We start from the raw sequence: 12,581 nt of genomic DNA on the forward strand, positions 1-12,581 counted from the left end.
GGGCAGGACCTGTCCGGATTTGGATGCGGAACTTTTCTTCGACCCCGATGAGATTCAAGCAGCCTACCTGCTGCGCAAAAAGACACCGCCAGACAAACCCCGCTTGAACGAGGTTCTACGCCAAGTGGCCTGCATTGGCGGCTTCCTCGCCCGCAAGGGCGATGGCGAACCGGGCGTTAAGACGATCTGGCTTGGTTTGAAGGATGTTCATGTGGCGGCGCAAACAATACGCACCCTACGTGAAATGGGGGCGCTCAACAGTTATGTATAACGAGGTGGCTATAACTTCAACATGAATCACCCGCCTTAGTTTTTTATTTTACATAATATAAATTATGCGAAGTCATACCATGATTTATGAGAATGATCGTTTTACCATTTTCTCAATCGCAAATGCGATTTTGCGTAATCATGCTGCCCCGTCTTTGATCGGCGCAGTTTCCTCCAACACAAGCACACAGGATCAACATGATCAACAGCTGCGATAGCGTTCGCACTTCAGGCAACGTGCAGGCGCCAGATCCGCGGACTCAACACCAAACTCTTGAACAACGGCTCGGCTATATCGACCAGTTCACCCTCTCTGCCGATGTGCCCGACGAAGTGCGGATTCATTTCGAGACTGGCAGAAATCTGTTCGTCTATGCCTGGTACGTGTATCGCTTCAACATGGTGGCGGAACAGCATATTCTGGCGAGCCTGGAAATGGCGGCGCGCATTCGCCTGGCAAGTTTTACAAGTGAGGAACCGCCACGGGGATAGACGAAGTTGTTACGCGCAGCCAGCGTCCATGGACTGATCGCTAACGAGCGTTGAAGTGAAAGATGAACGGGCGCTGGAGATGGCGCGGGATCGCCATCGTCGTGCCGAGATGCGCAGAATGAACGAGGAAGGTTTGGACAACTGCGTTGTTGACGATATGAATGTGCAGCCAACCGAGGAAGAGATTCAATTCGACTGGATTGGGCGTTTTATTACGACACTGCCGCATTTGAGAAATATGCATGCCCATGGGACAGATAATCTTCGTCCCAACGTTGGCCTGAGCTTTGATATCGTTCGTGAACTCATCAATCAGCTGTTCGAACAGCATGCAGGCCAGGAATAGTCGGTTTTTGATTGAATCTGTTTTTTGCCCATTTCGGACACTTTTTCGATGGTGATCACACCGGCGTCCTTGCCCGCTAGCGGTCCCCCGCAGCAGGGCAGCCTCAACCGTGCTTCCCTGCCCCTCCCCGTTCATCAAGCAGCGTCATAGTCACAGCCTACTGCTTTGGTTGAGAAAATTTACTTTCATTCGCAAATGAGAATCATTACTATGTAAGTCAATGATCAGCCAGCTCAGAAAGGAGCCTTCCATGCTCACCGCTATCAAAACCGTCAGTCAAGTCATTACCCATATGTCGATCGCATTTGGCCTTGCTTACCTGCTGACGGGCTCACTTGCCCTCGGTGGCCTGGCCGCGATTATCGAACCGGTCATCAATGTGGCCTTGCTGCCGCTGCATGAAAAGTTGTGGCACGCGATTCGCAGCCGCCAGGCAAAAGAACAGTTGGGCATGGCGGCGGTGGCAGGCGAAAAGCTGAGCCAGACCATGATGCATATGGGCGTGGCCTTTTCCGTGATGTACCTGGCCACGGGTTCGGCGGCGTTTGGCAGCTTGCTGGCGATTGTCGAACCGATCTGCAATGTGATCGTGCTGCCTTTCCATGATGGTTTCTGGGAACGCCTGCGCACGCGCCTTGAGGTGCGCGACGCGCTGCGCCTGGCGCCGCTCTGAGCGCACTGCGGCGCGGCTGAATGTCTGCACTCTGTATGCCAGCATACAGAAGGGAAAGCTGCTTGCGGTAATCATGGCCCACACCTACTATTTTCAAGGAAAAGCCATGTCCGCCATTCCCCGCCCGCCCCTGCCTTACGATCCTCGCTATGAATACGAAGAGGAAGGCGAGCAAGATACCAAGGCGCAACTACTGCAAACCTTGCATGGCATCTCGTCCACGACGTTTAAAGACTCCGGCCACCCGATCCGCAGCGTGCACGCCAAGAGCCATGCCTTGCTGCGCGGCCAGTTGCAGGTGCTTGATAACCTGGCGCCCGAGCTGGCGCAGGGGCTTTTTGCGCAGCCGGGCACTTACCCGGTGGTGATGCGCGTATCGACCATTCCAGGCGACATGCTTGACGACAATGTATCAGTGCCGCGCGGCATGGCCATCAAGGTCGTTGGCGTGCCGGGCACGCAGCTGTCCACGCTGGACGGTGAAGACAGTACGGCCAGCGTGCCGGCGGCCACCCAGGATTTCGTGATGGTCAACGGCCCTGTGTTCCAGGCGCCGACCGCGAAGAAATTTCTCGGCAGCCTGAAGCTGCTGGCCAGCACCACCGACAAGGTTCCGCGCCTGAAGCAGGCACTGTCGACCGTGCTGCAAGGCGCCGAAAAAGCGCTGGAAGCGGTTGGCGGCGAAAGCGCATTGCTCAAAGGCATGGGCGGCCATCCGGAAACCAATGTACTTGGGGAAACCTATTTCAGCCAGGTGCCGATCTTGTATGGCGCGTACATGGCCAAGCTGCAGCTGGTGCCGGTGTCGCCGGAACTGGCGGCGCTGAAAGACGCGCCGGTCGACCTGGACGGCAAGCCGAACGGCTTGCGCGAGGCGGTACAAGCGTTTTTTGCCAGCCATGCTGCGACGTGGGAGCTGCGCGTGCAACTGTGCCGCGATATCGACGCCATGCCGCTAGAAGACGCTTCAGTCGAATGGCCACAGGAAGACAGCCCTTTCCTGCCGGTAGCGCGCATTACGGCGCCGCCACAGGCGGGCTGGAGCGAGGCGCTGTCACGCGCCATCGATGACGGCATGTCGTTTACGCCGTGGCACGGCGTGCTGGAGCACCGTCCGCTGGGCTCGATCATGCGCGTACGCAAGGCAGCCTACGCGATGTCCGCGCGCTTTCGCTTCGAGCGCACGGGCATCGAGGCACGCGAGCCACGCGGCGAGCAAGACTTGCCTGTCGTCTAAGGGAACACGGCCTGGCGGCCAGATTGCTTACACTAACGGTTTTGACTTGCCGCCAGGATACCCATGAGCTATTACAACCGCTATCGCCATCTCGCCATCGACGAAGCCAAGCCGGCGCCCACGCCCGGGCAGATCGCTGCCATAGAAACCGAGCTGCAAGCAAGCCTGCCCGCGAGTTTCCTGGAGTTTCTGCAGGTAGCCAACGGCGGCGAGATCGACTACTACTGCGACGTGCCCGATGGTCGTGGCGGCTTCGAGCAGATGTCGTTTCCGGGTATCTTCAGTGCTGACGAGGGCGATTTTTGCGATTGCACGCTGGTGGGCGAGCTGCGCGCCGCACGCAAGCATATGGAGATGCCGGAAAAAATCCTGCCGTTTACCCGTGATGGCGGCGACTCCATGCTGTTCCTGGACTTGAGCGACGAAGGCCAGGGCCGGGTACTGGCCCATATCCGCGAGCTGCCGGCCTGGACCGGGCCACGCGCACCAGCCGGCCTGATGGTGCTGGCGCCCTCTTTCGATGCCTATATCAGCAGTCTGTATCTGGACAAGGACACCGTCGTTCGTGACCTGGAGCAATACGCTAGCCAGCCATCGCACCTGGCAGCCACCGCCGAATATCTCGATATCGGCCTGCCCGGCTGGCGCGAGGACCCGGATATTGGCCCGCTGTTTCGCCGCCTGGAAGTTGAGCTGGGCGGCAGCACCGTCGAGTAAAAGAAGCCCGCGCCGGGCGGCCCTGCCTTGGCGCGCGCCCGGGTGCTGGCCGCATGGCTTACAATGCTTTCATCTTGTCTTCCATGTCTTTCATGTCTTCCATACTCAAGAAAAGTCTGCTGATGGTTGCCGGCCTGCTGTTGGCCATGCTGCTCGCCATCTGGCTGTCGGTCAAGATCAATGCCGCCGAGCACGCCAAGCTGTACGCCCAAGCCTGGAGCCCCAGCGGCAAATGCGTGATCAATACCTATTCGCCCGCCTATGGCAGCGGCACGGTATCGAATATTGTGCGCTCGCTGAGCACGCAATCGTTCTTCCGTGTGTATGACAAGCAGGGAGAAATGCTGGAAAGCACCGAATGGGTGCTCGATCTGCATGAGGATGGCTTGCAGGACTTTGCCCGCTGGGGCAAGGAACGCGCAATCTACCCGACCGACATGGGTTATGAGGGCTGGACCCTGCCACAATGCGCGTAATTTGAACGCTTGCCCGATTAATGCAGTTCGGTATGGCAGGCGCAATCGTTGGCGCTGGCCGCTTCCGACAGGTTTTGCAGGATTGCGCAGTCTTGCGACGGCGTCGGCTGGTCGCACTGGTGGCGCAGGCTGACCAGTTGCTGCTGCAAGGTTTGCAGGTTGGCCATCTGCTCGGCGATGCGCTCGATATGATGGTCCAGCAGTTGATTGACGCTCTGGCAGCCTTCGGCCGGGTTGTTCTTAAATTCCAGCAAGGCGCGTATATCGCTCAAACCGATCTGCAATGAACGGCAATGGCGGATGAATTGCAGCCGTTCCTGGTGCTCCGCCTTGTATTCGCGGTAGCCGGCGCTGCTGCGGCCTGGTTCCTGCAGCAAGCCCGCCTTTTCATAGTAGCGCACCGTTTCAACGTCGCAATGGGTGCGCTTGGCCAGTTCTCCGATACGCATGGCAGTCCTTTTCTTGTATCGTGTAAATTTCGCTTGACCCTGTAGCGGCTACAGGGTTTCTAATGCAAGCATACACGAATCCCTGAAGGATGATGCGATGCCGCACGATCACCACCACCATACGCCAACGCCAGCACCGTCGAACGACCAGCCGCACGATCACGGCCATGACAAGCCAGATGCATCTGCGCATTCCCATGGCGGCTGCTGTTCCCACAGCCATGCCGAGGTGGCTGCGCCAGCGGCGGCATTCGAACTGCCCAGCGCTGCGGGTGCGCCTGCTGGCGCGCAAACGGCCAAATACCGCATCGCGAACATGGATTGCCCGGTGGAAGAACGCCTGATCCGCAACAAGCTCTCCGGCATGGACGGCGTGGTCGGGCTTGATTTCAACCTGATGAACCGGGTGCTGGACGTGCACCACACCCTGCCGTCTATGGCGACCGTGGAAGCGGCGATGCACGGCATCGGCATGCAGGCCGTGCCGGTCGAAGATGGCGTGGCCACCGTGACCAATCCCGACGAAGGCAAGCTCTCTGGCATGCAGAAAAGCCTGCTGGCCGTCTCCGGCTTAGCCGCCGTGGCCGCCGAGGCCTTGGCCTGGACCGCGCACCAGGACAATTCGCCGCTGGTGATCGCGCTGGCCCTGCTGTCGATCGCCACCGGTGGCTGGCCGACCCTGAAAAAGGGCTGGATCGCCCTGAAAAGCTTGACCCTGAATATCAACTTCCTGATGAGCCTGGCGGTGCTCGGTGCAGTGGCCATCGGCCAGTGGCCGGAAGCGGCGATGGTGATTTTCCTGTTCGCGATTGCCGAACTGATCGAAGGCCTGTCGCTGAACCGCGCGCGCAATGCCGTGCACAGCCTGATGCAGCTGGCACCGGACGTGGCCACCGTGCAGACTGGCAATGAGTGGCACAGCGTGCCGGTGGCGCAGGTGGCCGCAGGCAGCCTGGTGCGCGTGAAGCCGGGCGAACGCATTGCCCTGGACGGCATCGTGCAAAGCGGCCAGTCCGCCGTCAACCAGGCGCCGATCACGGGCGAAAGCATGCCGGTGGACAAGGCTGCCGGCGATGTGGTGTATGCCGGCACCATCAATGAACTGGGTTTGCTCGATATTAAGGTGACGGCCAGCAGCGGCAATAGCACGCTGGCAAAAATCGTCAGGGTGATCGAGGAAACCCAGGGCAAGCAGGCACCCACCCAGCGTTTTGTCGACCAGTTCGCGCGCTATTACACGCCGGTGGTGGTGGTGTTCGCCATCCTGGTGGCCGTGCTGCCGCCCTTGCTGCTGGGCCAGCCGCTGATGGACTGGATCTATAAAGCGCTGGTGATGCTGGTGATCGCCTGCCCTTGCGCCCTGGTCATATCCACGCCGGTCACGGTGGTCAGCGGCCTGACGGCGGCGGCGCGGCGCGGCATCCTGGTAAAAGGCGGGCAATTCCTGGAAACCGGCCATCAAATCAAGGCGATCGCCGTCGACAAGACCGGCACCTTGACCATGGGCAAACCTGCCGTAACGGAGGTGGTTGCCTTCGATGGCCGCAGCCGTGAAGATATCCTGTTGCTGGCCGCCAGCCTGGAAGCCGGTTCCGCCCATCCGCTGGCCGCTGCGATTGTCAAGGCGGGCCCGCCGGCGGACCAGTTGCAAGCGGTAACGCAATTTACCGCACTGCATGGCCGTGGCGTGCAAGGCCTGCTTGCCGGCCAGACCTATTACCTTGGCAACGCGCGTCTGATGCAGGAGTTGAAGCTGCTGACACCAAAGCTGCAAGCGGTTCTTGCTCGGCTGGAACAGCAAGCCTATACGGCAATGGTTATTGCCGACGGTCGCCAGGCGCTGGGCGTAATCGCCGTGGCCGATGTGCTGCGCCCACAAGCGGCCGCCGCGATTGCTCGCTTGACTTCCATGGGCGTGACCACCGTCATGCTGACCGGCGACAACGCACTGACGGCGCAGCGCATCGCCGATGAAGTCGGCGTGACGCTGGTGAAGGCGGAACTGCTGCCGGAAAACAAGCTCGATGAAATAGTTGCCCTGCAGCGCCAGTTCGGCGTGGTGGCCATGCTGGGCGATGGCGTCAACGATGCGCCGGCCCTGGCGCAAGCCAATATCGGCTTTGCCATGGGCGCGGCAGGCAGCGATACGGCAATCGAAACAGCGGACGTGGCACTGATGGACGATGAACTGGGCAAGCTGCCGGAATTTATCAGCCTCTCCCGCCGTACGCGACACATCCTGATACAAAATATCAGCTTTGCCATCGGCATCAAGCTGGTTTTCTTCGGCCTGGCGCTGTCTGGCCTGGCGACCTTGTGGATGGCCGTGTTTGCCGATGTGGGCGCCAGCTTGCTGGTGGTGGCCAATGGCTTGCGGCTGCTGCGAAGCGCAAAGGATTAACCATGTTGCAACATCAAAAAATCACACTGGAAACGCCGGGCATGGTGCTGTTCGATCCTGTCACGCTGGCTGCGTTTATCGAGCAGCAACAGATCAAGGCCATCGATCTGCTGCAGTATTTCAATGATTTTCCCGCGGTGGGAAACGCCGCCATCGCCCAGGGCTGTTTGCTGCCGGTTTATTATATTTCTCCATGGGACTACCAACTGGTCTTCAACGACGGCGCCGCCTTCAGCACCCAGCCTCCGCTGCTCGATACCGTGCTGGACATTGTTTTGCCTTTGAAAATCACCAGTAGCAGCCTGATCGTGACGGATCTGTTCGGCATCATGGACTTCGACCTCGATTACTGCCTGAACTTCCCGCCAGCGCACGAGCGCCTGGGTGTGGACGCGCAAATCAGCGTGGCGCCGGGAAACTATGCGGTCAGGGTCGCCAAGTTTATCGACCGGCAAGATAGCGATCTGGAAAACCGTGTCTGCGGTTATGAGTTCCTGCTGCAGCCAGTGGCAAGCCTGCCGGCCATGCCTGATCTCGATATCGATGACATCGCCTACGACATTGACGGCCTGATGCAGGCCTGAGAGGCTTGCGTAGGCAGCCCCCTGCCGGAATGCACTGCGCTATATCCGGGGTGGACAGTTGCCATAAAAAAACGTTCCATCAGGGTTAATTTCACAACAAAATTCAAGGACCCGTGAGTAAGCTCGCAACCGCCCTGCTCCTGCTATTTTGTGCCGGCGCCGCCGCAGCTGCCCCGCCCGCCGCGCTAGCTACGGCCTGCACTTCACCTGCGCAGGCCGTGCGCGAACACGGCTATGTGATCATAAATGGCATTGAGCATAGTCAATCCCGCCCTGGGCTGGCGCAGGTGGCATATCGTGACGCACAATGATACGCGTGCCTGCATCTGGCTACCACTACAAGGAATAATTTCATGCATCATTTTTATCGCGCGAAGCTGCAGATAGCCGCCGTTGTGCTGGCGATGGCATCCTCGCTGGCATGCGCCGAGACCGGCCCTGAACTGGAAAATGGCCTGACCAGCGCGCTGCACCTTAAAAAAGGCGGCAGCGAACGGGTGGGCACTTCCGGCAAGGCGATCCAGGCATATGCGCGTGCCGGCTATATTGACGCCAGGCCGGACTTGCGGGCCGACTATACCGACTACTACCTGCTCAAAAAGCCGGCGCCTTTCATGGGGCACGAACTGGTGATGATCGAAGAAGAATATATGTTGCGCTATATCGGCTGCTGCGTCAGTCCCGGTGCCGGCCTGAGCGTGAAAGTCAACGGCAGTATCAGAGCACTGGAGGCCTTTGCCCATGCACACCGCTGCAGCCTCATCGATAATGCTGATATGCAAGGTGAATTGGCCAGCCTGGGTATCCGCCGAAAGCTGGCGCCGGGCCGCTATGCGACGCTGAGTTGCCGTGAACGCGATGCCGAACGCGAACGCGATTGAGCATGCGCGTGCTGTCCGGCCAGCCTGAATGCGCAGCTGAAACCGGGTTTCAGCGAAGAGGAGCTGGCGGTTGTCGCCCGCTTTCTGATGCCTGCGGCAGGGCTGCGCTTCCGGCAGGATCACCCACCATTGACCAACCCACCGGAGCAAGACCATGCAAGTAAATGAAATGAGCGGCCTGGAACTGATGCAGGCTTTCGCCAAGGGCCTGTTTCCGCGCCCGGGTATTGCCTATGTGATGCCGATGGAAGCCGACACCATCGAGCACGGCCGCGTGGTGTTTACGGCCACCGCGAATCACACCCACACCAATCCGATGGGCGGCGTGCATGGAGGGTTTGCCGCCACCGTGCTCGATACCGTGACCGGGTGCGCCACGCACACGGTGCTGCCGGCCGGTGTCAGCTACGGCACGACCGACCTGAATATCAAGATGTGCCGGCCGCTGCCGTTCGACCAAACTTTATATGCGGAAGGGAAAGTCATCAATGCGGGGCGCAATCTGGTCATTTCGGAAGGCACCATACGCGACGAGGCTGGCAAAATCTACGCGCACGCCACGGCCACCTGCATGATTATCCGCCCGTCCTGAGCACCACTGCCGCTGCCGTGCGCCGGGCATGCCACGCGCGCAGCGCGCGGTTGGCCGGTTCGGACACGTAACGGCTGACCAGCATCGCCAGCAAGGCTGACAAGGCCACGAACAGCACCAGATACGGCAGCCGCATGGCGTAACTCACTTCCGCCCTGGTCAGGAAATTGCGCATCACCGCCAGCACGATCACGTGAAACAAATACAGCTCATAACTTTGGCGCCCGGCCCAGCGCAGCGGCGTTCCGAGCTTGCCCGTGGTCCAGCCCGGCGCGCTTTCACCGTGGGCGCCCAGCAGGATGCCGGCAGTCGCCAGCGCGATTGCCGTAAAGCCAAATATTTCGTGGCCGCCAATGCCGCGCAGGTAAATCAGCGGCAGCGCCATGCCGCAGGCCACGCGCAAGATGCGTCGCGCCTGGAAGGGCAAGGCCAGCTGCGGCGCCAGCAAGGCAGTCAGGCAACCGATCGAGATGGCATCGAAGCAGGCAAAATAGCCGTACATGAAAAACAGCTCATTGCCAGCGTGTGCGGCGCGATACAGCGGGCCGGTCACGACCGCAGCAAGGCACACCAGGGCTACCAGCCAGGTGCGGCGCAACAGCAGGCAGAGCGGCGGCAGGCTCAGATAAAACATTTCTTCGACCGATAGCGACCAATAAACGTTGAGGCAGTAGTTGAAATAGCCAGCTGACTGCATCAACACGTTATGCCAGAAGGTCAGGATGGACAGGATGGCGATGCCAAAATAACTGGCCGGCAAAGGTGGCTTGGCGTCACCGTTGTTGAAGAAGGGAACGTCCAGCACGCCCAGCACCGTGATGATGGCCAGTGCAAGCAGCAAGCTGGGCACGATGCGAGCGGCACGCATCACATAAAAGCTGCGTGCATCGATGTTGCGCAAGCTGCCCCAGCGCCGCAGAATGCCGCTGGTGATCAGATAGCCGGAAATGACAAAAAAGATCGTCACGCCATAGTTGCCGTTGAAGGCAATCGCCTTGATGGCGTCACGGCCCAGCAAGCTGCCCAGCGGACTGTCAAACAGGCCAAAGGCCAGTGTAAAGTGCAGGACCAGCACGCAGGCAATCGCCACACCGCGCAAAAAATCGATGCGCGCGCTGCGCGTGCCGGTATTGTTGTGATTCATGAAGCTCCTTGGGCGAGAGTCGGGTGCACGCAGTATCTGGCATGGCGCGCTGAACCCCAAGCACTGTTTTACGCCGACGGGGTTTTCTTGCGCAGCAGACTGCCCGCCGCATTGCTGTCGAAACGCCCTGCCTCTTCGATATAACCATGCACGGTGCCGTCATGGCGCCAGCCGCCCTGGCGCTTGATGGCCTGGAAGTCGGCGCCGGCGCGGTGCGCGCTGGTGGCCATGCCGCGCCGCAGGCTGTGGCTCGACAGTTCCGGTACATAATCGAGCCCCGCCAGCCGGGCGCAGCTTTCCAGTATGGTGTTGATGCTGCCCGCATGCAGCGGCTTGTCGGCCACATGACCCCATTGATTGACGGTGCGCAGCAGCGGCCCGGCGGCAATCCCCGCGGCTGCCAGCCAGTTCTTCAGTGCCGTCGCCGGGCAGCACTCCCCTTCCCCATACGGCACCGCCTTGACGATGCCCTCGCCCGTTTGATCCGTTTTCGAGCGCGGCAAGGTGATCACCATGCCTTGCGGCTCCCAGCTGACATCGTCCACGCGCAAGGCCACCAGCTCGCTGCGGCGAAAACCGCCGAAAAAACCCAGTTGCAGCAAGGCGCTGTCGCGCAGCGCCTTCAGCGTGCCCAGTTCATGCAGGCGCGCAACGATGGTTTCCAGGTCTTCCAGGGGCAGCGCCTTGGCCTTTTTTTTCGGCTTGCCGTGCAGGCGGGCGATACCGGCCAGCGTTTTGCGCACGGTAGGCGTCGCCGCTGCATCAAAAAAGCCCTGATAAACATGCCATTGCGACAGCGCCGTCAGGCGCAAGGCCAGGGTGCGTGCGTTCAGGGTATCGGCATGGGCCAGCAGATAGCGGATCACAGCTGCTTCATCAGCCGGCAACGCCCCACCCCAGGCCTGGAAGTGGCGGATCGCCGAGCGGTAGGCGCGGCGCGTGTTGTCGGCGGTGGCGGCGGCCAGGAAAGCCTGGTGTCGCGCGACCAGTTCGGCATTGATCAGGGCGCCGCGTAACGGCACGACGGCTTGCGTGGCGGCGGGTGATTTTTTCAGGGGGTGCTGGGCCATGGAATGCGGGAAAACAGGGTTTTGTACTGGGTATGACGCAGGATACCACGCACAACGCCACCATAACCCACGATAATACATTTTATCGAGACTTATTTTTTACATTTTTTTGAAAATTTATATCGTAATATTATCTCGTATTACGTATCATGTAATACGTTACTAAATTTCGTTCATAGGTGGTTTTATGGCTCGCGCCGGCATTTTGTACTCTGATGTTATGAAAGCAGCCCAAATCGTGGCCGCCGATGGGCGTAATCCCACGGTCGACAATGTGCGCGAGGCGCTGGGCAGCACGGGTAGCAAAAGCACCATCGCCCCGCTGCTCAAGCGCTGGAAGGAGGAGTTCCAGGGCGCTGGCGCCGTGAAAACGGAAGGCGGACTGCCGGCCGAACTGATGGAAGCGATGCGCGGCGTGTATCTGAAGCAGCAGCGCGATGTGGCGCAGCAGCTGGAAGCGGCCATGCAGGAAAGCCGCATCGAGCTTGATGCAGCGCTGGAAAAACTGAAGAAAACCGAGGCGGAACGCCTGAAACTGACGGAAGTGCGCACTGCCCTGACGCAGGAACTGCGCGCCACGCAGCAGGCGCTGGCCCAACTGAAGGAAGAACATCATTTTCGCGCCGTCACCCTGGCCAGCCTGCACAGCGACAATGCGGGATTGACGCAGCGCCTGGCCGACCGGGGCGAGGAAATTGCGGCGCTGAACCGGCAACTGGCGCAGGTACGCTCGCAGTTCGATCATTACCAGGAAGCGTCGGCGGCGCAACGCAGCGAGGAACGACAAACCCAGCAGCAGCAACTGAGCCGTCTGGAACAGGAAAACGCCCAGCTGCAGCAGCGCTTGCAAGGCCAGCAGGCGACCCTGGTGCAACAGGACATGCGCCTGGCCCAGCTGCAAGTGGAGCAGCAGCGCCTGGAGCACAGCGCGGCGGCCGACCGCGAGGCGCTCGCCACCGTGCGCCCCGAGCGCGATCAGTTTGAATATCAGTATGGCCAGGCGGCAGCCTCGGCCGACGCCCTGCTGGCCAAGCTGGAAGCGGCCATGCTGGCGCTCAACGAATCAAAGGTGGCGCTGGCCACGCAGGACCGGCAGCTGGCGATGCTGGCCGACAAGACCGAAGCGGGCTTGCAGCGCACGCGGCAACTGGAACAGGAGCGCGACACCCTGCTGCGCGAGCACGCCGGCATGGCGGCGCTGCTGGCGCTGCTGGACGAACGGCGGCAAGAGAAAAAATAGCTGACGGCG

At 60.2% G+C, this 12,581-nt stretch carries 15 protein-coding genes; 12 read left to right on the forward strand and 3 right to left on the reverse strand.

Translation table 11 applies throughout. From position 1 onward, the window contains the following. The 7 genes from ACQ4WM_RS00005 to ACQ4WM_RS00035 all read left to right on the forward strand — a co-directional run. Positions 1 to 271 (forward strand): IS4 family transposase (locus tag ACQ4WM_RS00005; protein WP_436544666.1); only part of this gene is annotated, 271 nt, incomplete at its 5' end. A gap of 197 nt (positions 272 to 468) precedes the next feature. Beyond that, complete coding sequence (locus ACQ4WM_RS00010; protein ID WP_436544667.1) at positions 469 to 762, forward strand: hypothetical protein; 294 nt, start codon at positions 469 to 471, stop codon at positions 760 to 762. Between the two features lie 55 nt (positions 763 to 817). After that, positions 818 to 1,108: a hypothetical protein gene (locus ACQ4WM_RS00015; RefSeq protein WP_436544668.1), complete on the forward strand. Its 291-nt coding sequence runs from the start codon at positions 818 to 820 to the stop codon at positions 1,106 to 1,108. Positions 1,109 to 1,358: 250 nt separating this feature from the next. After that, positions 1,359 to 1,781 (forward strand): DUF2061 domain-containing protein, encoded by a 423-nt coding sequence (locus tag ACQ4WM_RS00020; protein WP_436544669.1) that lies wholly within the window; start codon positions 1,359 to 1,361, stop codon positions 1,779 to 1,781. Positions 1,782 to 1,887: 106 nt separating this feature from the next. Next, positions 1,888 to 3,018 (forward strand): catalase family protein, encoded by a 1,131-nt coding sequence (locus tag ACQ4WM_RS00025; protein WP_436544670.1) that lies wholly within the window; start codon positions 1,888 to 1,890, stop codon positions 3,016 to 3,018. Between the two features lie 63 nt (positions 3,019 to 3,081). After that, entirely contained in the window at positions 3,082 to 3,735 is a 654-nt protein-coding gene (locus tag ACQ4WM_RS00030) for an SMI1/KNR4 family protein (RefSeq protein ID WP_436544671.1), read from the forward strand. 92 nt (positions 3,736 to 3,827) lie between these two features. After that, positions 3,828 to 4,211 carry a hypothetical protein gene (locus ACQ4WM_RS00035; RefSeq protein WP_436544672.1) on the forward strand — a complete coding sequence of 128 codons (384 nt, stop codon included), beginning with the start codon at positions 3,828 to 3,830 and terminating at the stop codon, positions 4,209 to 4,211. Positions 4,212 to 4,228: 17 nt separating this feature from the next. On the opposite strand, the gene cadR is transcribed toward ACQ4WM_RS00035, so the two are convergent. Then, positions 4,229 to 4,660 carry a Cd(II)/Pb(II)-responsive transcriptional regulator gene (cadR, locus tag ACQ4WM_RS00040; protein WP_436544673.1) on the reverse strand — a complete coding sequence of 144 codons (432 nt, stop codon included), beginning with the start codon at positions 4,658 to 4,660 and terminating at the stop codon, positions 4,229 to 4,231. 97 nt (positions 4,661 to 4,757) lie between these two features. Between cadR and ACQ4WM_RS00045 the strand changes: the two genes are divergently transcribed. The 4 genes from ACQ4WM_RS00045 to ACQ4WM_RS00060 all read left to right on the forward strand — a co-directional run bounded on the left by ACQ4WM_RS00045 (position 4,758) and on the right by ACQ4WM_RS00060 (position 9,118). After that, a complete protein-coding gene (locus ACQ4WM_RS00045; RefSeq protein WP_436544674.1) occupies positions 4,758 to 7,061 on the forward strand; it encodes a heavy metal translocating P-type ATPase in 2,304 nt (767 codons plus the stop codon). A gap of 2 nt (positions 7,062 to 7,063) precedes the next feature. Continuing rightward, entirely contained in the window at positions 7,064 to 7,645 is a 582-nt protein-coding gene (locus tag ACQ4WM_RS00050) for a hypothetical protein (RefSeq protein WP_436544675.1), read from the forward strand. A gap of 353 nt (positions 7,646 to 7,998) precedes the next feature. Further along, positions 7,999 to 8,526 (forward strand): hypothetical protein, encoded by a 528-nt coding sequence (locus tag ACQ4WM_RS00055; protein ID WP_436544676.1) that lies wholly within the window; start codon positions 7,999 to 8,001, stop codon positions 8,524 to 8,526. A gap of 154 nt (positions 8,527 to 8,680) precedes the next feature. Beyond that, on the forward strand, positions 8,681 to 9,118 hold the full coding sequence (locus tag ACQ4WM_RS00060; RefSeq protein ID WP_436544677.1) for a PaaI family thioesterase: 438 nt from the start codon (positions 8,681 to 8,683) through the stop codon (positions 9,116 to 9,118). Here the strand turns inward: ACQ4WM_RS00060 and ACQ4WM_RS00065 are convergent. Next, positions 9,102 to 10,262: an acyltransferase family protein gene (locus tag ACQ4WM_RS00065; protein WP_436544678.1), complete on the reverse strand. Its 1,161-nt coding sequence runs from the start codon at positions 10,260 to 10,262 to the stop codon at positions 9,102 to 9,104. The genes ACQ4WM_RS00060 and ACQ4WM_RS00065 overlap by 17 nt on opposite strands. A 68-nt stretch (positions 10,263 to 10,330) precedes the next feature. Continuing rightward, positions 10,331 to 11,332 (reverse strand): site-specific integrase, encoded by a 1,002-nt coding sequence (locus tag ACQ4WM_RS00070; protein WP_436544679.1) that lies wholly within the window; start codon positions 11,330 to 11,332, stop codon positions 10,331 to 10,333. 220 nt (positions 11,333 to 11,552) lie between these two features. On the opposite strand from ACQ4WM_RS00070, the gene ACQ4WM_RS00075 reads away from it, so the two are divergent. Further along, a complete protein-coding gene (locus ACQ4WM_RS00075) occupies positions 11,553 to 12,572 on the forward strand; it encodes a DNA-binding protein (protein ID WP_436544680.1) in 1,020 nt (339 codons plus the stop codon). The last annotated feature ends 9 nt before the right edge of the window (positions 12,573 to 12,581 follow it).

Source organism: Janthinobacterium longum (assembly GCF_051380735.1).
Classification (GTDB): Bacteria; Pseudomonadota; Gammaproteobacteria; order Burkholderiales; family Burkholderiaceae_D; genus Janthinobacterium.